This is a genomic window from Actinoplanes sp. HUAS TT8, from assembly GCF_051380535.1.
Classification (GTDB): domain Bacteria; phylum Actinomycetota; class Actinomycetes; order Mycobacteriales; family Micromonosporaceae; genus Actinoplanes.
In genome coordinates this window covers 135,015-156,296 of sequence record NZ_CP195646.1, presented here as the reverse complement: position 1 = coordinate 156,296, position 21,282 = coordinate 135,015, and the positions used below count along the sequence as shown (strand labels likewise).

At 69.1% G+C, this 21,282-nt stretch carries 22 protein-coding genes; 21 read left to right on the top strand and 1 reads right to left on the bottom strand.

Going from position 1 to position 21,282, the window contains the following annotated elements; translation table 11 throughout:
* Nucleotides 1-353: 353 nt before the first annotated feature.
* From ACSHV8_RS00640 to ACSHV8_RS00580, 13 genes are all read left to right on the top strand, one after another.
* Nucleotides 354-1,454, top strand: coding sequence for a DNA-processing protein DprA (locus tag ACSHV8_RS00640; RefSeq protein ID WP_436528312.1), 1,101 nt, complete (start codon nucleotides 354-356; stop codon nucleotides 1,452-1,454).
* 62 nt (nucleotides 1,455-1,516) lie between these two features.
* Entirely contained in the window at nucleotides 1,517-2,029 is a 513-nt protein-coding gene (locus tag ACSHV8_RS00635; RefSeq protein ID WP_436528310.1) for a hypothetical protein, read from the top strand.
* A gap of 78 nt (nucleotides 2,030-2,107) precedes the next feature.
* Nucleotides 2,108-2,287 carry a hypothetical protein gene (locus tag ACSHV8_RS00630; RefSeq protein WP_436528308.1) on the top strand — a complete coding sequence of 60 codons (180 nt, stop codon included), beginning with the start codon at nucleotides 2,108-2,110 and terminating at the stop codon, nucleotides 2,285-2,287.
* A 33-nt stretch (nucleotides 2,288-2,320) separates the two neighbouring features.
* Nucleotides 2,321-3,262 carry a DUF4192 domain-containing protein gene (locus ACSHV8_RS00625; protein WP_436528306.1) on the top strand — a complete coding sequence of 314 codons (942 nt, stop codon included), beginning with the start codon at nucleotides 2,321-2,323 and terminating at the stop codon, nucleotides 3,260-3,262.
* Nucleotides 3,263-3,315: 53 nt separating this feature from the next.
* Nucleotides 3,316-4,272: a hypothetical protein gene (locus ACSHV8_RS00620; RefSeq protein ID WP_436528304.1), complete on the top strand. Its 957-nt coding sequence runs from the start codon at nucleotides 3,316-3,318 to the stop codon at nucleotides 4,270-4,272.
* Between the two features lie 423 nt (nucleotides 4,273-4,695).
* Nucleotides 4,696-6,504 (top strand): ParB/RepB/Spo0J family partition protein, encoded by a 1,809-nt coding sequence (locus ACSHV8_RS00615; protein WP_436528302.1) that lies wholly within the window; start codon nucleotides 4,696-4,698, stop codon nucleotides 6,502-6,504.
* Nucleotides 6,505-6,740: 236 nt separating this feature from the next.
* A complete protein-coding gene (locus tag ACSHV8_RS00610) occupies nucleotides 6,741-7,379 on the top strand; it encodes a hypothetical protein (protein WP_436528300.1) in 639 nt (212 codons plus the stop codon).
* Between the two features lie 117 nt (nucleotides 7,380-7,496).
* Nucleotides 7,497-8,231, top strand: coding sequence for a hypothetical protein (locus tag ACSHV8_RS00605; protein WP_436528298.1), 735 nt, complete (start codon nucleotides 7,497-7,499; stop codon nucleotides 8,229-8,231).
* 261 nt (nucleotides 8,232-8,492) lie between these two features.
* A complete protein-coding gene (locus tag ACSHV8_RS00600; protein WP_436528297.1) occupies nucleotides 8,493-8,969 on the top strand; it encodes a hypothetical protein in 477 nt (158 codons plus the stop codon).
* Nucleotides 8,970-9,079: 110 nt separating this feature from the next.
* Nucleotides 9,080-9,940, top strand: a complete 861-nt coding sequence (locus ACSHV8_RS00595; protein ID WP_436528296.1) for a hypothetical protein — start codon at nucleotides 9,080-9,082, stop codon at nucleotides 9,938-9,940.
* 103 nt (nucleotides 9,941-10,043) lie between these two features.
* Nucleotides 10,044-10,967 carry a bifunctional DNA primase/polymerase gene (locus tag ACSHV8_RS00590; RefSeq protein ID WP_436528295.1) on the top strand — a complete coding sequence of 308 codons (924 nt, stop codon included), beginning with the start codon at nucleotides 10,044-10,046 and terminating at the stop codon, nucleotides 10,965-10,967.
* Between the two features lie 494 nt (nucleotides 10,968-11,461).
* Nucleotides 11,462-11,836: a hypothetical protein gene (locus ACSHV8_RS00585; RefSeq protein ID WP_436528293.1), complete on the top strand. Its 375-nt coding sequence runs from the start codon at nucleotides 11,462-11,464 to the stop codon at nucleotides 11,834-11,836.
* A gap of 64 nt (nucleotides 11,837-11,900) precedes the next feature.
* Nucleotides 11,901-12,224: a hypothetical protein gene (locus ACSHV8_RS00580; RefSeq protein ID WP_436528291.1), complete on the top strand. Its 324-nt coding sequence runs from the start codon at nucleotides 11,901-11,903 to the stop codon at nucleotides 12,222-12,224.
* Between the two features lie 154 nt (nucleotides 12,225-12,378).
* Here ACSHV8_RS00580 and ACSHV8_RS00575 read toward each other — a convergent pair whose 3' ends face one another.
* Nucleotides 12,379-13,419 carry an IS630 family transposase gene (locus tag ACSHV8_RS00575; protein ID WP_436528289.1) on the bottom strand — a complete coding sequence of 347 codons (1,041 nt, stop codon included), beginning with the start codon at nucleotides 13,417-13,419 and terminating at the stop codon, nucleotides 12,379-12,381.
* 570 nt (nucleotides 13,420-13,989) lie between these two features.
* On the opposite strand from ACSHV8_RS00575, the gene ACSHV8_RS00570 reads away from it, so the two are divergent.
* The 8 genes from ACSHV8_RS00570 to ACSHV8_RS00535 all read left to right on the top strand — a co-directional run bounded on the left by ACSHV8_RS00570 (nucleotide 13,990) and on the right by ACSHV8_RS00535 (nucleotide 20,574).
* Nucleotides 13,990-14,421, top strand: coding sequence for a single-stranded DNA-binding protein (locus ACSHV8_RS00570; RefSeq protein WP_436528288.1), 432 nt, complete (start codon nucleotides 13,990-13,992; stop codon nucleotides 14,419-14,421).
* 74 nt (nucleotides 14,422-14,495) lie between these two features.
* The gene (locus tag ACSHV8_RS00565) at nucleotides 14,496-14,933 is read left to right on the top strand and encodes a hypothetical protein (protein WP_436528287.1); all 438 of its coding nucleotides are present in this window, start codon (nucleotides 14,496-14,498) and stop codon (nucleotides 14,931-14,933) included.
* A gap of 78 nt (nucleotides 14,934-15,011) precedes the next feature.
* Nucleotides 15,012-15,500, top strand: coding sequence for a hypothetical protein (locus ACSHV8_RS00560; protein WP_436528285.1), 489 nt, complete (start codon nucleotides 15,012-15,014; stop codon nucleotides 15,498-15,500).
* An 89-nt stretch (nucleotides 15,501-15,589) separates the two neighbouring features.
* Nucleotides 15,590-16,135 (top strand): hypothetical protein, encoded by a 546-nt coding sequence (locus tag ACSHV8_RS00555; RefSeq protein WP_436528284.1) that lies wholly within the window; start codon nucleotides 15,590-15,592, stop codon nucleotides 16,133-16,135.
* A gap of 101 nt (nucleotides 16,136-16,236) precedes the next feature.
* Nucleotides 16,237-16,965 (top strand): hypothetical protein, encoded by a 729-nt coding sequence (locus tag ACSHV8_RS00550; protein WP_436528283.1) that lies wholly within the window; start codon nucleotides 16,237-16,239, stop codon nucleotides 16,963-16,965.
* 643 nt (nucleotides 16,966-17,608) lie between these two features.
* Nucleotides 17,609-18,193, top strand: a complete 585-nt coding sequence (locus tag ACSHV8_RS00545) for a hypothetical protein (protein ID WP_436528281.1) — start codon at nucleotides 17,609-17,611, stop codon at nucleotides 18,191-18,193.
* Between the two features lie 519 nt (nucleotides 18,194-18,712).
* Nucleotides 18,713-20,074, top strand: a complete 1,362-nt coding sequence (locus tag ACSHV8_RS00540) for an Eco57I restriction-modification methylase domain-containing protein (protein ID WP_436528279.1) — start codon at nucleotides 18,713-18,715, stop codon at nucleotides 20,072-20,074.
* A gap of 137 nt (nucleotides 20,075-20,211) precedes the next feature.
* Nucleotides 20,212-20,574, top strand: coding sequence for a hypothetical protein (locus tag ACSHV8_RS00535; protein WP_436528278.1), 363 nt, complete (start codon nucleotides 20,212-20,214; stop codon nucleotides 20,572-20,574).
* The last annotated feature ends 708 nt before the right edge of the window (nucleotides 20,575-21,282 follow it).

Sequence of the window (21,282 nt, the reverse complement as noted above, 5' to 3'; positions counted from 1 at the left end):
ATCAGCTTCTCCATTGCAGCTGTCTTGGCGGACCCCGGCAGTGACGGATGGGATCCTGATGACCCGCACTCGCGGTGGTCCTCGCGGTCAGCCGCCAGTGGTGCGCCCGGGCAGGTAGCGCGCTTGCCGGAAAAGGACAGGGCACTGTCCCGCCCGGGCACCGCCGTCGTCCAGCCACCGGCCGCCGCAACCCGGCCTCGCTGCAAAGTGCGATGTCGTCGCCGTTCGGGGTGAACGAGGGCCGGGGCTTGACGCCGTCGGCGCACCGGGTGGGCCTTTTCCGTGCCGTCCCTCCCGGCGGCGCCCGCCTCACCGGCCCGCCGGGCCCACCGCTAGCAGTAAGCGGAGGCCGTATGAACACCGACGACGACCGCAGTATCCGAGCCGGCCTGTCGTACTACGCCGGGCGTGCCCTGCCCGCCCATCTGGCCGGTGCCGTCCAGGCACAAGGGCTGCTGGTCGGCTCCTGGGTATTCCCGAAACTCGCTGACGGGCTGCCGCTGGACCCCGAGCAGGCCCTCGACGAGCTACGCGCCTTGGGCCGATCGCTGCGCGAGCGCGCTGTGCCGGCAGCCACGCTCGTTGTTCCCGGCGATCCCGGCTGGCCGGCCGGCACCGGCTGCGACGACCTTCCGTGCCTATGGGTCAAAGGCAGTCCGGACCTCACCGGTATTCTCGATCCATCGGTGGCGATCATCGGTGCCCGCGCCGGTAGCGGCTACGGCCTGCATTTAGCCGACGAATTCACGCTCGATCTCATCGATGCGGCGCGGACGATCGTCACGAGCACAGCGCCCGGCATCGACCGGCGCGTGCTGGCCACGGCGCTGTCGGAGCCCGACGCCAGGACGGTCGTGGTCACTGACCAGGGCCTCGACCAGCCGTTCGGGTCGGCGGTAGCCGACGCTGTGACGCGTGCCGTAGCCCGCGGGGCGGTGATCAGCCCATTCCCGCCAGGATCGGTCCCGACGCCGTACCGCAGGATGTTCGCTGACCAACTGCTGTGCCAGCTCGCCTCAGGCACGGTCGTCGTGCAGGCCGTGCTGGGCAGTCACCTCGTGCTGACGGCCCGGCGGGCGGCTCGCGCCGGTTATCGGGTGTGCGCGGTGCCCGGGCCGGTCACCGATGTCCAGTCAGGCGGCTGTCACCAGCTGCTCCGTGAAGGTTCCGCGGAATGGGTCGCCGATGCCGGTGACGTGATCAACACCGTCGGTGCCGGCAGACCCGCTTTCATCAAGCCGTTTACCGTCTCCGTCGACCTGCACAGTGGCAGCGGTGCGCTCAGCGCATGCCGGTACGGGCCGTTCACGGTGTGGGCCGCATCCGTGGCGCACGCCGCGAACATCGCGTTCGACCTCGTCGTCGACACACCGAGCCTGCCGGTCGACCTCACGGTCTGGGTGCAGGACGCCGGCGGCGGCCGGGAGGCGATCTCGATCAAACGCGCAAGCTGACCACACGGCAGCCGGCCCAGGATCCTCCTCTTCTTTCTCCAAAACAGGGCGCTCACCTTCGGGTGGGCGCCCTTCCTCTGTTTCTGGAGGCGTTGATGCTTTTCGCTTTCCGCTTGCTGTCCTCGTGGCGCAGCCGCCGCCGAGATGTTCGGTCAGTCGTGCAGGCTCACGACAGGGCGCTCGCCGCGTTTCTGCCGAACGCCGCTGCTCCGGACGGCGACGACCTGCTGACGGCAGCCGTCCAGGCGCTCGATTCGCGGGATTCCGGTTTCGGTGCCGCTGTGGCCGGGTTCATTCACGCCTGCGTCCGGCAGCAGATCCTCACCTTCGACGCCCCGATCACCGGCATCCGCATCGAGCCGACCGTGTCAGGGGAACGTCGCGACGGCGGATTCCTCGTCCTGGTCACCGTCGGACATGTCATTACCGTGGCCTCCGACCGGCTGACCGCCGCACTGTTCCACGACGCCGATGACGTTGCCGCGTTCGTGCTGACCGCCGTCTGCTCCACCGCCACCAGCCTCTACCTCGCCCTCATGGCCACTGCCGCGGACCTGCCGCGGAACCGGTCGTGACCGACCCGAGCACGCCGCGGACTCTCGGCTGCCCGGCCACGTGGACGGCAGCGCGCGGTCGAGATCGTCTCCGACCCAATGCTGCTGCCGGACCCGCGCGCGCTGATCGTCGTCGCCGTGATCGCCGGTGCTGCTGCCCGGACCGAATCGCCCCAACCAGGCCAACAGCCGGGCATCGCGTTCTGCCGCGACGCGCCGCGCTGTCATCCGCCCGCCCTTATCGCTGTCCCTGCCGACGCTGATCACCGCCCGGCGTGATTGCCAACGTTTTCTAGAAGGAGCTCCACAACCATGCTCGAATCCGCTTTCCTGCCGCGCAAGGGCGACGCCGATCAGTTGGTCGGCCTGGTGCCGCATATGCTCGGCTACCATCCCACCGATGCGCTGATCGCGGTTATCAACCGGCCCGATCAGCCGTTGCCGCAGGTGATCAGCCTGCCGCTGAGCGAACCGACCGGCACGCTGCTCACGCACCTGACCCTGCGCATCCCGGAGAAGGCTCGCGGCACCGTACTCATCGGCTACGGGCCCGCCATCCACCGGCCGAAGATCACCGCCGTCAGCGAAGTGCTCGAATTTTTCACGCCGGTCTTCGGCCGGTTCCTCTACGACGACGGCGTACTGACCTGCCTGACCCCCGATTGCGACTGTGCGGCCGCTGGCGGCGTGCCCGTCGATCCGCGCAGCACCCGGATCGCCGCCGAGCTGGCTTTGACCGGCCGGGTGGCGTTGCCCTCCGGGGAGGAAGTGCACGCGCTGGTCGCCCCGGACGACATCGGTCAAGCCGAAATACAGGCCGCGCTCGACACCATCGACGAGGCTGCACCGCCGGCAGACGTGGAGTCGCTGATGAGAGCCGCCCGCAACGGTGAGCGGCTCACCGCCGACCAGGTTGCTCGGATGTGTCTGGCCCTGCACGACCGGGAGCAGCTGGTGACCGCCTGGCACTACACCCGCGGACGCCACTGGCAACACGCGCTGTGGCTCGACGTCACCCGCCGGGCCCCGCAGCAGCATGTGGCCGCACCGGCCAGTCTGGCCGCCTGGTCGGCATGGCGACGCGGTCAGGACGCCCTAGCTGTGGCCGCTCTCGACCGGGCTCGCGCGATCGCCCCCGGTGACGGTTTCACCCGCATCGTCGGGTACCTGGTGGACGCGCACCTGCCCGCCCACCGGCTGCGCTGGCCCCTCGCTAAACAGCTGGACGCGCCGCCGACGGGGAGCCACCCGTGACCGGTGCACTCCTGATCACCGGCGACGCGAGGCTGACCGCGACGGTCGCTCGATTGGCGACCGTCGCCGGCCTGCACCTGAGCGTGCGCCAGCAGCACGATCCCGCTGCAGGAAGGAGCACAGCAGCGCTCACGCTCATCGGCACCGACCAGCTCACTGCCATCGGCCAGCACCCGGCACCGTCCGCCGCGGTAATCATCGCGGGAACCGGGATGTCGCCGGCTTCTGCAGAGACAGCCGGCAGGGCGCTGCCGGTAATCTGGCTGCCCCGTAACAAGCAGCGGCTCATACGGCTGTTCGACGACACCGCTGCCCCCGTCATCGAACGGCTCCGGGCCGCGGGATACCGCCTGGGCTTCGCCGATCCGCCCCGTCGCCAGGCCGGCTACGTGACGCCCCTGACGGTTACTGACTGGCGCCGGCACCCTGAGCAGGCTGTGTACGTCAACTGCGGCCGGGTCGCCTGCGGCGACGCGTCGCCGGGCCTGGCCCACGTGGTGCAGCGCAGCAACTTCCGCAGTCTGCACCGCCGGTTCCCCGATGTGTGGACCGATACCGTCGCCCGCGATGTGACCGAGCTCGGCGCGTTCGTCGCCGATCTGCCCGCCGCCGCCATCGACGCCCTGAGCGCGCTGCCCGGTCCGCAGGCGATCCTCGACAACGACGATCACCAGGCTCTGCGGACCGAAGACATCGCCGAGTCCTGGACCGGTCTGGCCAGCATCGACGTGCACTCGCAGCTGCGGCCCGCCTGCCGGCAGGTGTGGGACCGCACCCCGCCGCACCGGGTTACCGCGCTGCTGTGGGAAGTAGTCGCCGCTACCGGCGTCGGGCCGGTCCACGACGGCTGGCAGGTGCGGTGGCCGATCGCCGAGCTGGCACCGATGCTCGCTGCCCGGCTGATGGCTGATCACCGACGCTCCCGGCCCGGCTCGCCCTACCGGAGCATCGCATCGCCGGACCACGCGACCAGGCACCGATACGCGCGTACTGATCGGCGCGGCAGCTGACGACGCCGCGGAAAATATCAACGCTAGTTTCCGTTAGGCAATGTCCTGACCTGGTCGCCTACCGTGTTTCAACAGTCCGCGATTACGGCGCATTTCGTCGATTTTTTCGACTTTGCCGCGCCTTTTTAAGACGCGGTTATTGCGGGTTTTTCTTGTTATTTCTTCATGATTGTTGGGGGCGCCGCCGTGGGCGGTGGCCCCCGGGTTGTGCTGGCACTTGATCCTGGCCGACCGCGTCTGGCCCTGCAAGACCCACCGTTCACCGAACCCGCTGGGCTGCGTTGTTGCTGCCCGGCGGGTCTTGCGGGTCTGCGCCGATCGGCCGGCCCGAGCGGATCGTGCCAGCACCGCCCAGGGCCACCAAAGCCCGTGGCGGACGCCCCTGGCCATTTTCTTTTCTCTTTCTGGGAGGACAGATCCATCGTGACTACTGTCGCTATCACTACGGAGAGCTCCACCGAGGTTGCTGAGCAGCCCGGCGCCGGCACGGTCCCGGAGGGCACGCTGCAGGCGGCGGTCGGCCTCGAGCCGGGCTCGCCGGTTGTGGTCGGGGAAATCGTCTCCGGCCCGATCTGGCTCAACACCGGTGAGGACGTGCAGCTGCCGCCGTTTCGTGCCGGCTACCTGAAGCCGGAGTACCTGCGGGACAGCCCGCTGCACCCCCGTAAGGACCTCGGCGACCTCGGGGACCTGGTCGCCTCGATCCGTATGTTCGGTGTCCGGGATCCGCTGGTCGTCGTCGCTCGCCCGGTGCCGGTCGACGAACTGCCCGCCGAGGAGACCACGGAGGTCGACGGTGGCGAGGCCGGCGAGCCGGTCACCGAGGTCTTCGAGGTTCTCGGCGGCAAGCGCCGCCACTACGCGGCGATCGAAGCCGAGCAGGCTGGAGTGCCGGCCATCATCGTCGCGGACGCCGGCGCCGCGTTCGAGATCCTCACCATCCTGGAAGCCAACACCCATCGCAAGGACCTCGAGGCCATCGAGGAAGCCGGCGCCTACCAGATGCTGCTGAGCCTCGACTGGGACGTGGAGACCATCGCCCAGGCCCGCAACATTGCGGTGGAGAAGGTGAGCACCGCGGTCAAGGCCCTGGCCCTGCCCGCCCGGGCGCAGCGTGCCCTCAACGCGGACGCGCTGACGCTCGACATGGCGCAGGGCCTGGAGGAATTCGAGGACTCCCCGGAGGACCAGCAGCGGCTGCTCGACAAGATCGGCAAGGGCGAGTACGACTTCAAGCACACCCTCAGCGCGCTGCGCGACAAGCGCACGTACGGCCGAAGCCGGGACCTGGCCAAGGCCCAGCTGCTCATCGACGGCGTCGATGTCACCCCGAAGCCGCGGGGGTTCGGCTACGACAGCACGGCGATCGCCGCCGACCGGCTCGTCGGCGCCGACGGTCAGGCTCTCGACGTCGATTTGATCAAGACGCTGCCGGGGTTCCACGCGTTCGTAGAGAAGATCGGCGGTGCGGCCCGCACCGTCGTGTACTGCGAGGACCCGGCCAAGTACGGCTACCACCAGGAAGCTGACGAGCACGAGGGCATGGGCGCGCAGGAGATCGCCGAGCAGCAGGAGAAGGATCGCCAGCGCGAGGAGATGCTCGACGGGCTGCGGGCGGCAGAGCAGGTGCGGCACGAGTTCGTGCAGCGCACCTACGGCACCGCCAAGACCTGCCGCAAGCTGGCCACCGCGACGCTGCGGGCGGCCAACAACGGCCACAGCATGTACCGCGGCGGTGACCTCGAGGAGCTGTACCGCGCACTCGGTGGCCTCACCACCGACGAGATCGCCGTCGCGGGTGAGGACCGGCTGCGCCGCAGCCTGATCGCGAAGTTCGCCTGCAAGCAGGAGAGCAATCTCGGTGACGCGCTGGTCCGGAACCTGACCTGGGTCAGCAAGGAACCCGCCGTCGCCTGGTTGGACCAGCTCACCGCCGACGGCTACCCGATGTCCGAGGCCGAACAGCAGCTCTATGACTACCTGCGGCCGGCCACCACAGCCGAGGACGTCGACGAGAGCGACGACGAGAGCGACCAGGACGCCGCGACCTCCGACGAGCAGGACGCGGACCCGACCGACAGCGACGTCGACGTCGACGTCGACGTCGAGACGACCTCACCGGACGGTGTCGACGACGACCCGCAGAACGAGGGATCCGATCCCGTGCCCCTGCGGCCGACCGTCATCGACACCGAAGAGGAGGACAGCTCGCCGTACGCGGCCGCCGCCTGACCACTGGCGCTGGCCCACGGGGTAGACCCTGCACCAACAAGCAGGGCCTACCCCGTTCGTCGTCCCACGCCGAACGCTGCGTGCTATCCCGCGTTTCCCGTCATCGGCGCGGACCGCTGGCTCGCGCCGAAAACCGCCCCGAGCACCTGTGCGGCCCAGGCGTCACCGCACCGCCGCCCGGGCGCGCGGTGACGGCCGGCCGACCCCCATTCCATCACCGCGTGAAGCCCCGAAAGGTGAGCCTCTCCATGATCAAGCTCTTACGGCGGCGAGCCGCTGCTCCCACCCACGACGAACTTGCTCGCCTGCATACCCAGTTGGCTGCGGCGACAGCCGAGGCGGATCAGCTGCAGCAGCTGGCCGACGAACGCCTGCGGCTGCACCAGGCGGACATCGCCCGCGTCGGTGAGCGGCTGCGCTCCGAGGCTGGCATCCGCGGCTGGGGTGACGAATTCGAGGACGTCATCGACGCGCTCAACCAGCAGCTGACCGTGGACATCATCCACCGCGGTCGGCCGTTCCTGGTCGACACCACGCTCACCGTGGACCTCACCGTCGATGCCCGTGGTGCGGCCGCCGCTCGCGAGGCGGCGACCGCAACACTGCGGCTGGCTGAGGGGCAGCTACGCCAGCTTGCCGGCGTTCACGTCTACCAGATCTACCCGCAAGATCTCGACGTCATCGCGATCGGTCGACGATCAGCCATCCTGCGGGCGGGCCTTGAGCTGCGGGTCGAGCTCGGCGCCACCAACGAGCGACACGCACGCGGTGAGGCCGTCCCGATCTTCGCGGCCGCTGTAGCCGCTCTCCACGAGTTCGACGGCGTTACTGCCAGCGCCCCGGACGCCAGCACCTTCGACATCTCGCCCCGCTGACCCCGGTGACGATGCGCGCCCTGACAAACCGTTCTCCGATCCCGTCAGGGCGCGCACCTCACCGTGACTCGCTGGCCGGCCTCGACCATTCGCCCCAGGATCTACGGGAGGAACCTCGTGCGCGGGCTGAACACCGCCACCGTCATCGACCTGCTCAACCGGCTACGGGCCGACCGCCATCTCGAGCTCGGCGTCACCGCGGCGGGCCGCAGCGCGGGCATCCACGCTACGGCCACCGCCATCGCATCGGTTGGGGCAGCCATCGCCGCGATCACGGACGGCATCTGCCCGCTGCAGACCTCGACCGACGGTTCCCGTGCCGACCAGTGTTGGCGCGACGTCCGGGACGCCTGCGACCAGGCCGCCCAGCACACCGCTCGGCTCGCCGACCAGGTCACACGGCTGGCCGCCGAGGCGCTGCTCGTGGTGACCGAGATGGAACCGGTGCACTATCGGGGCAGCATCACCTCCCGGCACGGCACCCACGTTCTGGCCGGACCGTGCGACTGCTGGCGCTGCCGTCATCGCGGCGACCGGCTACGACTGTCACTGCTGTTGGAAGACTTCGACGACCTTGTCTGCGTGCGTCCCCGCAGCGTCACCGCGTACCCCGACGAACCACATGATCTACCCGCCGCCGATCTCGGCGATGTCCTGCACGTCGCCGTCGGCGCCCTGCCGCCGTCCCTGACCGTCGGGCACGCGATCGCTGTCGTGCAGAACCTCATCCTGTTCACCGGCCGCATCCGTGCCGTGGTCGGCTTCTGGGCGACAACGATCGACGCGCGCCTGCACGGCGGTTCATCACCATCCTCGACGGCACCAACCCGGCCAATCACCGCGACCAGCTGACCGGCCGTCTCCAGCAAGCCGGCACCGCGCTCGGCAGCGTACAGACCGACCTGCGCCACGCCGTGGACGCGCTGCGCGCTATCGGCGCCGAACCGCCGAGCCCGGCCGCGCCGCACTGACCTTCCCCCGCCAGCCCGGTCCTTCTATTCCCCAGGGACCAGGGCTGCCCCCGGGGCGTGATCGCCCGTTGTTTCCCTGCCACGGGCGATCACGCCCCACCCCGACCGCATTCACCGACTTCTCCTCTGGAGCAGATTGACCGTGGAGCACACTCACTGCTGGCGATACCGGCCGGACAGCCCCGTCTGGGCCGCGGCATGGCCGGGCATCATCCACGACATCACCCGGATCGTGCAGGCGATCTCGAACAGCGTCGCGCTGGCCGGGCCCGACGGCACCGGCCCCGCGCTGACCGCGGCCGACACCGGCATCGCGTTCAACGGCCCCGGCACGGCCGGCGGCGACAGCTTCCAGCTCCCGCCGCCCGGCCCCTGGCGGCGGCACTGGTACCACTGCGACACCCGCCAGCGGCCCTACGACCTGGCCGTCACCGCCACACTGCTGCGCTGCCACCTGCTCATGCCCACGACCTTCGCCATCGGCGGCGACGGGTCATGGCACAAAGACTGGCGCCCCGCCCGCGACCTCGTCCACCGGCTGTTCGGCGAGCAGGCGAACGGCATGCCGCTGAGCGACACCACGGCCGGCGCCACCGTCGAACAACTCCTCGGCCTGTAACCGGACCTCCTCCGGAATCCACCGCGATCCGGCAGCTACCGCACCTCAAGACGTTGCGCACCGCTGTCAGCGCGCAGCCCTTCGCCACCCGCGACTACCAAGGAGAACTCATGACCACACCCGTCACCGCTCTGCCGTACCTCTGCGGAACCTGCCTACACACCCACCCGCCATTCGGGCCCTGCCCCCATTGCGGCGACGGCGGGTGTCTCGGTTGGACGCTGCACGCCGACGAACAGAACCGTCTCGACGACCGTGCCTTGCAAGAACTGACCGAACTCCACGGCGAACGCACCCTGCTTGATGCTGCCCAAGCCGACGCCCTGCTGCGAACCCTTGCCGCCTGGGAAGCCGACCACGACACCTACGGCTGGGAGAACAAGCCGGTGCTCGCTGTCATCGGCGCCACCCCACACGCCCCGGTGGACCCGATCCACACCAGCCAGCTGTTCGTGCTCAAGGAACTCGACCTGCCTGGCGCGTTCTGGGAGCATCCCGGGCAAGGACGCCCGACCGCCGTTCTGTATGCACTCGGCAGCCAGGCCGCGGCACGGCCCGGCTGGTGGCGGCAATGGCGCAGGACCGCCGGGCTCGACCCTCGCCAGCCTCAGATCGCCTGGGTGTTTCTGTGCGAGTCGTACATGAAGCAGCCCACCGAGACCCGGTCGGCCAACAGGCACCCCGACGCGCGTACCGACGAGCTGCGCCTGGTCGTCGCGGTCGACATCGACGCCCGGATCTACACGTACGGCCGCCGCCGCTCCGACAACCACATCCTTATCAACACCGTCGAAACACTCCCCGGCTACCAGCACATGCGCCGCATCAGCGCCCCGATCCTCGGCCACGACTTCGACGCCATCACCGGTGACATCGGCATGGACTACGCCCACCAGGTCGTCGCCCGGCTGATGGCGCTGCAGCGCGCCGAAAACTTCGCACGAGCCCGACGCAAGGCACCTAAACCATGATCAACACATCGCCTCCGCATCCCGCCCACTACCGCACCGCCAGGCACACACCAGACCGGTCACCGTCGCCATGCATCCAGCGACCCCGGGCCGGTGATCCCCGATGACCGCCCGCAATACCGCGCCCGCACACAGCCGTCCCCGAACGCAGCCCGCCGATCCGAACCTGCGGCGAGCGGCCTTGTGGTACGCCAAAGCCGGGATTCCCGTGCTCCCCCTGCACACCCCGACGGCTGACGGCACCTGCAGCTGCCAGCGCTCCGGCACCTGCGAATCCGCCGGTAAGCATCCGCGGCTGCGGCACGGCCTGCACGACGCCTCCCGCAACCCGGACCTGATCCGCGGCTGGTGGCAGCAGTGGCCCGACGCCAACGTCGGCCTCGCCACCGGCACCGCCCTCGACGTCTGCGACATGGACACCAGCGCCGGACTCGCCGCCGTCCTCGACACCCTCGGCGTCATCAAACCAGCCGCGCCGCTGATCCGCACCGGCAACGGCTGGCACCTGTGGTACGCCTCCACCGGCCTGCCGAACCGGGTCGGACTGATGCCCGGCGTCGACTGGCGCGGCACCGGCGGCATGGCCGTCGCCCCACCATCAGTGCACGCCGGCGGCACCACCTACACGTTCCAGCAACGCTGGAACGGCCTGGCGCTGCCCGACTGCCCGGCACCGCTGCGCACTCTCGTGGCCGCACCAGCCGCACCGGTCGCTGTCACCGCCGAGACGATCACCCGGTTCGACCGGTACGTGCGAGCCGCCCTCGACGGCGAACTCCAGCGCATCCGGCAGGCACCGGCGCCGGTGTACTCCGGCGGCACGCGCATCGCCGGCGGCGAACGCAACAACACCCTGCACCTGGCGGCCTTCCGGATGGGACAACTCGCCGCGACAGGCCGGGTCGACGAAGCCGCGACCCGACGCGAACTCACCGCGGCGGCGCTGCAAACCGGGCTGAGCCTCGTCGAAGCGCGCCGCACCATCGATTCCGGATGGCGCGCCGGACGCGCACGTCCACGCCGGTAACAGCCGGGGACACCACTGCGCACGTGTCCGCAGCGACCGTGCTGCCGTCGACCGGGCCGCCGGTCCTGGCCGCCGTGTACCCGGCCCATCAGATGTTTGCTCCTGGCCGTATCTGAGCCCGGCGAACACCTGCACAGCAAGGCGCGCGGCGGCGCTGAAACGACGCCGGCCAGTGACGGCTGCAGCCCCTGTCGCCCCTCCAACACCTCATCCTGCAGGGCCGTCGCTGGCTTGGTCGCCTCGGAGCGACCAAACGGCCCTCACTGTCCACATTGGAGTAACACATGGCCGCCATTGGCTCCTCCGATCACCGTGTCTCTGCGACTGATCCGGCCGTTCTCGTCGCCGCGCTTTAGGCGCAAGTCGGCTCGCTGCTGGCGCCTGTCGACTGGGCCGAAGACGAAATCGCCGCCGCCTGCCGCCGCCACCCCGGCCACACTGACGTGCTGTTCCACACGTTCCGGCTCCTAGCGCCTCGCGGTATCGGATCAGGCATGGGCACCGAGTTCGTCTACCGTGCTCATGCTCGTGAGCTGCTGGAACGGGTTGCCGTCGGTGCGGACCTGCGCCTGGCGACCGCCGCCGAGATATGCCTGCTGTTGTCGCAGGTCAGTCTGCGAACGCCGATACACGGCGCGGGCGCCGGCTTGTACTTCCGAATGTGGCGGACCGCCTTCGGCGACCACCCGTCCACCGCCGAACTGACCGGCGACCAGAGCGCCTACGAGCAGCTGCACGGCGCACGGATCGACGAGCTGGAAACCATGCTGCGAAGTAAAGCCGCCGACCCGGCCCGGCAGCTCGGCGACATCACGTGCCGGGGTCTGCACCACGGCCGCCCCGTCGCATGCCGCTTCGCCAGCCGCTGACCGCCTACCCGCTGGCCAAGTTGCTCCCGACCGCCCAGGCCCACCGGGGCGAACGGCTCCCGCCATGACCCCCAAGATCGCTCCGGGTGACCTCCAGGTGGGCATGCACGTCTGGCCCACAGCGCGGACTCTGCTTGCACAGCCGATCTGCTACCAGCAGCCACGATGCTCGATCACCGCCCTGCGCTGGCCGTACGCCGACGTACGTCGCGCTCCGCGCCAGCCCGACACCAACGGCGTCCGCTACCCGCACGTCGGGCCCAGCCACCGCATCCATGTCGACAATCTGTTGCGCCGCGACCCGCACCTACGGCGCGCGGCATCACGCATCAGAAGACGTACCCGAACGATGTCGGCGGGCGGCTACGAGCAGCTGCCGCTGTTCTGACCCGGTCCTGATCACCGTCGTGCCGCGTGCGAGACGCTGCTCCACCACCTTCGGACGGCCGGATGCCGATGGCCGCTCCAGAGCTTGGCCGCCTTCGGCTACCCCGCCGGGCTCGGTCACCCTGACGGCAACTCCCGGCACGGCGTCACCACTGCTAAGCGCCTGTTGAGAAGTGTTGTCCGTAACCGTCGGGGAGCCAGGGTGAGGTCCAGGGTGCGGCGGTGGTGAGGTTGTCGGCGTCGGTGCGGTGCTGGAAGAACGCGTGGGCTTGACGGACCCGGTCGGCCATGGTCGCGGGCGCGGTGTTGGCGATGGTGCGTTTCAGGGTGGCCCAGATCCGTTCGACGGGGTTGTCCTGCGGGCTGTATTTGGCTCCTTCGATGACTTGCAGGCGTGGGTGTTCGGCCAGCCAGCGTTGGGTGATTTTGCTGTGGTGGGTGGTGCCGTTGTCGCAGATCACGGCGATGACGGGGGCGTCGGGGTGGGCGTCGAGTAGTTGTTGCAGGAAGTAGCAGAAGACCACGGAGACGTTCTTGACGCTGACGTGGTGGTGGAAGGCGCCGGTGGCCAGGTTGATCGCGCCGTGCAGGGTGCGGCGCAGGTTGGTGCCCGGGGTCATGATCCGGTGTCGGATCCCGGTGGGCATCCAGCAGGATCGGATGCGGGGTAGCAGGTCGAGGTGGGTTTCGTCTTCGGCGAGCACGACGGATCCGGCGGGCAGGGCGGCGATGCGCTGACGGATGTCGGTGCAGGTCTGGTCCTGGTTCGGGTCGCTTTTGGCGATCAGGCGGGGTCGTGACCAGCGGGCTTGTTCGCGGATGCGGCGGCGCAGGGTGGACAGGCTGATCGCCGGTCGGCCCAGGGTTCGCCAGAGGCTGGCGGTGGTCCAGGCTCGGGGGATCATGAGGAGTCGGTGGATGCGGTCGCCGAGGCGGGGGCTGCCTTTGCAGGGTCGGCCGCTGCGGGGCCGGTCGGGGAGTCCGGCCAGATCTTCGGCGTGGTGGCGAGCGATCCAGCGGCGGACGGTGGCCGGGTCGTAGTGCAGGAGGTCGGCGATCTCGGGGGCGGACCAGCCGGCAGCCGACAGCACGACGATGACCATGCAGGTGGCGGTGCGCCAGGGGCCGTGCAGGGCGCTAATCAGTTCGGTGTGTTGCGGCTCGGACATGCGGGCGTAGACGTGCGCGGGGCGCATACTGAACGTGACCTCGTCGGGGGTTTCGGTCTGGTGTGGAAACTTGATCCGAACCCACGACGAGGTTTTTCTGTCGCTATGTCCATCCTGCCGGGCGAGTCTCAGTTGAGACCGTTACGTGCAGAACATTTGCCTACGCGCTTAGCTGTTTGCCGGCGTCGCAGGTCTTTGACATCCCGCGGTGAGGACTCCGAACCTTGAGCACCGGTTCGTGGCGGAGTCCTCGGTGGCTACTACGACGGCACCCCGGGGCTCACCTGCAGCGTGCGTTTACGGACTCAGCCCGTTCTGCGACATGCGATCCGGCAGGCGTCCGGAGGTGTCCGCTGCTGAGGTGGCCCGCAGGTCAGCACACCCGCGCCGAGGGCGTCAAACCCCCAGCAGAACATCTTGGCAACCCGGTCAGCGCTGCGCTCGACCGCCAAGATCTCCCGCAGGGCGGGGGCTTGACACCCCCAGGCACTGGGCGCGCTTTGACCGGCCCCGTCAGCGCGGCACCCCGGCGCTCCCGGATCACCCGATCCGAGAACCGGGGGCTCGGCCGCATCGCACCGCTGAAGGGGAACCGCCTTGTATTTCAGCTTCGCGTTCGAGGGCAACCTCGCCTACGACCCCGAACTCCAAGTCACTAAGTCCGGAAGCAGCGTCTGCCACCTGCGCGTCGTACATGGCCGCCGCATCCAGAAGGACGGTGTGTGGGAAGACGCGCCGCCCATGGGGATCACCGTCACCGTCTGGGGCAAGCTCGCCGAGCGCGCCGCCAAATGGAAGACGGGCAACACCGTCTTCGTCGTCGCCCGCGACGAGTTGGAGCCGTGGGCATTCACCCGCAAGGACAACGGCGAGCCCGGAGCCCTGCTGCAGGTGACCGCTTCCACCGTGGGCCTCAGCGGCCGGTTCGAGGACATCCAGGTCGTCGAGGACGAGGCCGACGGCGCCAACACGCCGTGGTCCGCGGATCTCGACGAGCCGGCCGAGCGAGAGCTGGAGCCCTCCTTCTAACCCGCACGGGCCCGGGGCCGATCGCCGGCCCCGGGCCCGGTCTCTCGCACACCTCGTCTTGGCAGGAGCCGCCCATGTTCGCGCAGATCGTCTACGAAGGCATCATCACCCGCCGTCCCGAGACCGGCGTCACCAGTGACGGCCGCGAGTACACCCAGTTCGAAATCACTCACTACCGCGAGTGGATGGACGGCACCAAGAAGCGCACGTCAGGCCGCATTGTCATCGACATCCTCTGCTGGGGCGACCTCGCCCAGCAGGCCCGCAAGCTGCGCCTGCGAACCAAGGTCACGGTCATCGGCAACACTCTGATGCCCTACGACAACAACGGCGTCCTCGGGCTGAAGATGTACGCCCGCGAGCTCAGCGTCAACATCGGCGACATCGGCAACAGCTCCGCAGCCGGTCAGCGCAACGGGCACCTCGTCACCAGCCCCGAAGGCGAGCAGATCGCCTCCGACGCATGGCCCGACGTCGTCGGCAATCTCGAAACCGTTTATCGCTCCCGCTGACGCGGGCCGTGCATGGCCCGGTCCCGGTCACACCCCGGGACCGGGCCATCCCTTCCCTACGCGAGCGAAGGAACGCCTGTGGCGCATGCCACCTCACCAGTTCATTTCCGGGAGCCTCCGGGCTGCTGCACCGGCTGGTATTTCGAGCACACCGCCGAATGCCACACCCCGACGTCGGCCCGGCCGTGCAGTGACTGCGGCGCCGATCCCAGCGCCGGCCACAACCTGCACACCTGCTCCTGGTACTGGAGCGACGACGACGTCAGCGCCTACAGCGGGATGAGCCTCGACGCGGCCCGCTGGCCCGGATACGCACTCGACGACCAGCCCGATCCGTTCACTCCGCTTCTCGCACCGCCGGCTATCGCATCCATCGATCGAAAGGTGACGCCCATGTCCGAGAACGACAACACCGAACCCAAGAGCATCCTGCGCAAGATCCGCGAGCACCTGACCCACGACATCGCGAAAAGCCTCACCCACGTCTCCGGTCTGATCGGCCTGCACGTCGTCGCCCTCGCTGTCATCGAGCACGCCCCGGCGCTGCCGATGCTCGGCCTGCACTGAGCCCCTCGCTGGTGGGACACCCCGACCAGGGGTGTCCCACCAGCGTCTCGCCTCAGCACACCCTCACCTGTCAGAAAGGACAACCGAACGTGAGCGCCTGGATCGTCGACCGCGACCACCTCGACCTTCTCCTCACCGCCGCCATCGACTGGGACGTCATCACCGCCGACCAAGCCGATGGGACCGGCCGGATGCTGTGGAAGGAGAACCTCGCCAGCGTCACCTACCGCTATCCGCACGACCGTGACGGCGGCCGGCCCGCCCCGCACGGCTTCCGCGACCGCGACGTCGACACCTACCAGTACCGGCCCTACCCCGGCCGCCTCGACCCCGACGTCGTCGAGGCCGCCGCAGCGTCGTTGCGGTACCAGTCGTGCGAGCACCCCGGCTGGAAAGACAGCCCCGCCGCACGGTGGGTGAACCATCTCCACCAGCTCGCCGTCGACCGTGTTCCGGCCTACCTCGCCGAACACGGCCCCGTCGACCCGCGACGGCAACGACGCGGGGAAACCGGCTGGTACACGCTGACCGACCTCGCCGGGCATCAGCGAATCGTCTCCGGCGACGGCTGGAACGTCCCCGACCGCGACGTCCTGCACCGTGCCGCGGCACTGCGTACCGGGGCAACGCCATGACCGCCGGCTACAGCACCACGTCGAGGTTCGATGCGACCCGTCGGCCCCACGACCGAGACCAGGAACCTGGCCCGGGACCGCCATCCCAGAACTCCGCGCCGATGAAACACGTCGTGCAGTTCTCCGGCGGCATCGGTAGCTGGGCCGCAGCGATGCGCGTCGCCGCTGAACACGGCACCGATGACCTTGTTCTCCTCGCAGCCGACACCAAAGCTGAAGATCCTGACCTGTGGCGGTTTGTTGCCGACGCTGGATCGCTGCTCGGTGTCGAGCCGATCGTGGTCGCTGACGGCCGCACCCCGTGGCAGGTCTTCGCCGACCAGCGATTCGTCGGAAATTCTCGCATCGCCCCATGCTCGGCGCTGCTGAAGCAGCGGCCCTGTCGCGCGTGGCTCACCGCGAACACCGACCCGGCGACCACGATGCTGTACGTCGGTATCGACTGGAGCGAGCAGCGACGCACGCCGGCCATCGAAAGAGGGTGGGCGCCGTGGTCAGTGCGGTTCCCGATGTGCGAACCGCCGTACCTGAACAAGCAGGACATGCTCGACTGGGCCCGCGCCGAAGGTCTACGGCCGCCGCGCCTGTATGAGCAGGGATTTGCCCATAACAATTGCTTCGGCGTGTGTGTTCGTGCAGGTCAGCGCCAATGGCGGCACCTGCTCACGGTAGCACCCGAACGATTCGCGGCTGCTGAAGCCGAGGAGGAGAAGCTGCGCGCCCAGCTCGGTGACGTCGCGATCCTCAAGGAACAGCGTCAGGGTGTCAGCTATCCGCTACCGCTGCGCGAGCTCCGCCGCCGGGCAACTCTGGCGAGCAAAGCTGCATGACATCGGTTCACGCGCTCTGTTCGAGTGGCAGACGCATTCGGGGAGAGTTGTCTGCCAGGTCGCCGACGGACGTTTCGCATCGAGCTGAGCCTCAGTCTCGATGGGGTGGGTGGGCCATGGACGTCGACAGCGCGCCGGGCGCGACCGCCGGAATGTTCCAGCGTTTTCACGTTCTCAGCCGGTAGCTGGCAACTATCCGCTGCAGCCCGGCGCCATCGGCCAGCAGCAGCACGGCGGCGGGCACCCCTGGCATCTGTGCTGCCTGATTACATCAGCAGTAGTCGTTGTGCCTGGTGCGGGCGTGCTTCCTGCTTTCCGGGAAGCGCCGTCATGCAGGGTGCCCACGTGCCTTTCGTCCCGCCGCACACGCTCCGGCGAGTAGCACCGCGACGTCTGGAGCCGCTCGCTGAGGGACCCGAGGTCAGCCCACCCGCGCCGAGGGCGCTAAGCCCCCAGCAGAACATCTTGGCAACCAGGTCAGCGCTGCGCTCGACCGCCAAGATCTTCCGCTGAACGGCTGCTTGCACCCCCAGGCGCATGGGCGGGCTCTGACTGGCCCCGTCAGCGCGGCACCCCAGCGCCGGGATCACTCGATCCCGGCAGGGGCTGTCGCATCAGAGACAGCCTGACGGAGGCACACACCATGACGGACAACGTCACCGACGAGATCACCAGCGCCACCGCGGACAGTCAGGACCCCGCCGCCGAGCGGCCGGCCGCCGCTCCGGAGGGATCGGTCTACCTCTCCGACGTCCTCGCCAGGATTCGCCAGCACGCCATCGACAACAGCTGGTGCGGCACCGCCGAGTCCGTTACCTTGCAGGTCCTCAACGAGGGGCTGTCGTTCAAGCGACTGGCCCGTGACAGCAACGGCGTCGCCGAGACGAACGCCGATACCGCCGACGAGCGGTTCACCGCCGTCGACGGCACCGACCCGTTCGTGACGAAGACCCGTCTGAAGATGGCCATCCGCAAGGCCGTCGAGCTCGGCTACGACTGGGACGAGCCGATGCGCCTGTATCGCGAGCTCGTCGACACCTACCAGCTGGACGTGGTCGAGCTGCCGGTCATCACGTACACGGTCACGGTCACCGTCACCGACGAGCAGCTGCGCGGACGCCGAGTCGACCAGTACAGCGTGGCGTCCGCCCTGCAGTACGAAACCGTCGCGGGCTTCACCGTCGAGGCCGAAACCGCCGACCAGGCCACCGCCACCCTGCTGCGGTAGCCACCACATGCTGCCCGGCCGATGCACATCGGCCGGGCAGCATTTTAACTAGATGGCTCGCGGCTCGCTGTCGGCTCCAGCCCCCATCCTGGCCGCGACCAGCACCTCGGCACAGCGGCTCAGGGTCCATAGCCCGGATCGAAGCGTTCCGGATCCGCACCGGTAGCTCCCGCTGGGCAGGCTCCGGTTCGCCCGCGCTGATGCCTCGTCTTCGCCGAAGCGCGCCGCCGCTCTGCGTCCACGCTGGTCCACTCCGCTGGTGCGACGGCTCCCGCGTGACGTTGCGGCCGCTATCCCGCCGCCGAGCAAATCACCCTGTTCGCCGCCGCGCCCAGCAGCCCACGTGAGCCCCCATTCCACTCCCCGACGCCGCCGCGGCCATCCGAGCCGAGAGCTGAACACGACACCAACCCTCATCAGGTGTTGAAAGGGCCTCCTCCGGCCGTCGGCTTGCGCTGCAAAGACTTCGAAAGGCGACACATGCGACCTGGCGCAACCACCGAGCAGCTCTCTCTGGATGTGCTGGACCAGCGGCAGATCGACATCGCCGCGATCCATCAGGCGACGGGTATTTACACCGCCGTCCCGGAAATCGAAGCGCTGCTCGACCAACTCGGCTGGCCCGAACAAGGCCGCCGGCTACTCGACCCCGGCGCCGGCAACGGCGGCTTTCTCGTGGCGGCGCTGCGCCGCCTGGACCTCGACGTCGACGACGTCGAGGAAGCCGCCCGGCGCGTGCACGGATACGAGTTCTACCGCGAAGCAGTGGCCGACGCGCGCAGAGCCGTATCCGCTCACCTGCGCGAGCGTGGCTGGGGCTCGCCGGCAGCACGGCGTGCCGCGAACGAGATCGTCGAGGACCACGACTTTCTGCTGTCACCGGTCCCCGTCGGGATCTGGGACGTTATCGCCGCGAATCCTCCATACTGGCGCCTGGCGAACCTGCCCGCCGGGTACCGGATCGACTACGAAGCCGTCGTCGCGGCGCACGCCCGCGCTGACCTGCTGTACGCCTACCTCGACCGCTCCGCCGACGTGGTCACCCGCGACGGACACATCGGCCTGATCACCGCGGACCGATGGCTGCTCAACTCCGGCTCCAGCGAACTGCGCCGCCGGCTCGGCACCCGGTACTGCGTCGCCGGCGTCCGCCGCCTGGACGCCGCCTCCACGTTCTACCGGCCCAAGGCACGCCGCAAGGGCACCGTGGCCCGGGTCCACCCGGTCAGCCTCATCCTCACCCCCACCAGGTCCGGGCGCCCGCTCGGCGCCGAACCGTTCCGGCTCGCCCCTTCACCCGCCGTCGACGGTGTCCCGCTGCGCGACATCGCGCAGATCCGCCTCGCTCCCTGGCTCGGACCCGACGGCATCTTCATCGTCGGTCCCAACAGTGGCCTGCCCGCCGAACACCTCGTACCGGTCGCGGAACCTGCCGACATCAACGCAGGCACACTGCGCCCTCCACGCAAGTGGGCACTGGCAACCGATACCACCGCGCCACCGCCGGCCATCCTGGCGCACCTCGACGCAACCCTGCACCGCATGCCCAATAGGGGCCGGCGGCCGGTGCGCTGGCTACCACCCGAGACATTCACCGGGAAGCTGCCGCTCAACCACGACGCCGTGCTCGTCCCGCGCATCGCCCGGCGCCTGACCGGCATCCGGCTACCAGCGGGCCGGCTGCCCATCAACCACGGCTTGGTCGTCATCTCGGGACTTCCCGTCGCCCGCATCCTCGCGATGCTCGACGACCCGCACGTGCAAGCCCAGGCGAACGACCTGGCGCTCGGCATCGACAACGGCTACCGCAGCTTCACCGCGACCCTGCTGCGCCAGCTCGTCATACCCCGCCAGCACCTCCCCGAGCATCCGGCTTCCTGACCGTGGCCGGGTGCCCTCGGGCAGCGCTGCGTCGTCGGCAACGGTGCCCGGGTTACCCGGCGATGCACACCGCTCGACCTGTCGCGTCTGCCCTACCCCATTGGACGTCTGACCCAGCCTCAAGGAGCTGACCACCTATGAACGAGCCCATCACCGATGCCTTCCGGCTACTTCGCACCATGCACCCGACCGCAACCCGGGTCGTGGTCGAGGACGTCACCGACACGTTGTGGTTGTACGCCGTCCGCGGCCCTGTCAACGAGCTGCTGTGGTTCGACGCCGACAACTACGGCCGCCACCCCGATGCGGACGCGCTGTTCGGCAGCCCCGAACTGGACTACGCCCCGGAGGTCATCGGCCAGGTGGTCGACCTGCTGCTGCGCGCCTACCCGGACGCCTTCTCCCCGGCGAGCCCCGGCGATTACGAACGGCCACAGCGCCGCGAGGGGCACACGCTTCTGACCGTGAGCGCCAGCGACGCCTCCCCGCCGCCATCGTGATCACCGCTCAGTATGCGGTCGCGAAGCCCGATGGCAGCTGGTGTCACCAGCGAGGCTGCGCCAGTAGGTTCGGCGTCGTTTCCCGGCCGCCGACGCGATCGTCTACGGCAGGCAGCTCGACGACACAGCAGCCTGATCCTGTCGCCGGTGTCGGCCGGCGACCAGGTGATCCGGGACGCCGATCGGGCCGTCACCGGCGACATCCCGGCTTGGAGCCGACTGCCGGACACCGCGAATCAGCTAGAGCAGGTCGTGCGTGGGCTGCCGGACCGCCGGGACTGGCTGACGGTCAAACACCCGGCCGCACTGCCGAGGCAGGACTGGTGGATCCCTGCTCAGCGGAACTCTCCCTCAGCGGGCCTGGCCGTTCCACCCCGGAGGCGCACGTCGCATAGGACTGCTCAGCCGGTGAGTTGGGTGCGCCGGGCCTCTCGGCATGCATAGCCGGATGGCGAACGCGGCGGTCGGCACTGCGGGCCGCCGCGTTCGCCGGTCCTCAGTGATGACCGACCTGGCCGCGACCGGCAAACCCGGCAAAACATCTTGGAAGCGCAGCACCAGTGATCAGCGAACGGCAGCAGCGCCGCGCTTCCAAGATCTTTTGACCGCAAGAGTCTGGCTTGCCCGCCACCCGCCGGGCCGATCCCTCCGTGGCCTCGTCAACGCGGCAGCGCCGGTGCAACCGGCGCGAGCCGCCCCGGGCTCGCA

Coding starts and splice junctions, on each gene's coding strand:
- ACSHV8_RS00565 (WP_436528287.1), top strand. CDS start 14,496: ATGTTCGCGCAGATCGTCTACGAAGGCATCATCACCCGCCGTCCCGAG.
- ACSHV8_RS00585 (WP_436528293.1), top strand. CDS start 11,462: ATGGGCACCGAGTTCGTCTACCGTGCTCATGCTCGTGAGCTGCTGGAA.
- ACSHV8_RS00640 (WP_436528312.1), top strand. CDS start 354: ATGAACACCGACGACGACCGCAGTATCCGAGCCGGCCTGTCGTACTAC.
- ACSHV8_RS00545 (WP_436528281.1), top strand. CDS start 17,609: ATGACGGACAACGTCACCGACGAGATCACCAGCGCCACCGCGGACAGT.
- ACSHV8_RS00630 (WP_436528308.1), top strand. CDS start 2,108: ATGCTGCTGCCGGACCCGCGCGCGCTGATCGTCGTCGCCGTGATCGCC.
- ACSHV8_RS00590 (WP_436528295.1), top strand. CDS start 10,044: ATGACCGCCCGCAATACCGCGCCCGCACACAGCCGTCCCCGAACGCAG.
- ACSHV8_RS00550 (WP_436528283.1), top strand. CDS start 16,237: ATGAAACACGTCGTGCAGTTCTCCGGCGGCATCGGTAGCTGGGCCGCA.
- ACSHV8_RS00535 (WP_436528278.1), top strand. CDS start 20,212: ATGAACGAGCCCATCACCGATGCCTTCCGGCTACTTCGCACCATGCAC.
- ACSHV8_RS00580 (WP_436528291.1), top strand. CDS start 11,901: ATGACCCCCAAGATCGCTCCGGGTGACCTCCAGGTGGGCATGCACGTC.
- ACSHV8_RS00595 (WP_436528296.1), top strand. CDS start 9,080: ATGACCACACCCGTCACCGCTCTGCCGTACCTCTGCGGAACCTGCCTA.
- ACSHV8_RS00575 (WP_436528289.1), bottom strand. CDS start 13,419: ATGCGCCCCGCGCACGTCTACGCCCGCATGTCCGAGCCGCAACACACC.
- ACSHV8_RS00625 (WP_436528306.1), top strand. CDS start 2,321: ATGCTCGAATCCGCTTTCCTGCCGCGCAAGGGCGACGCCGATCAGTTG.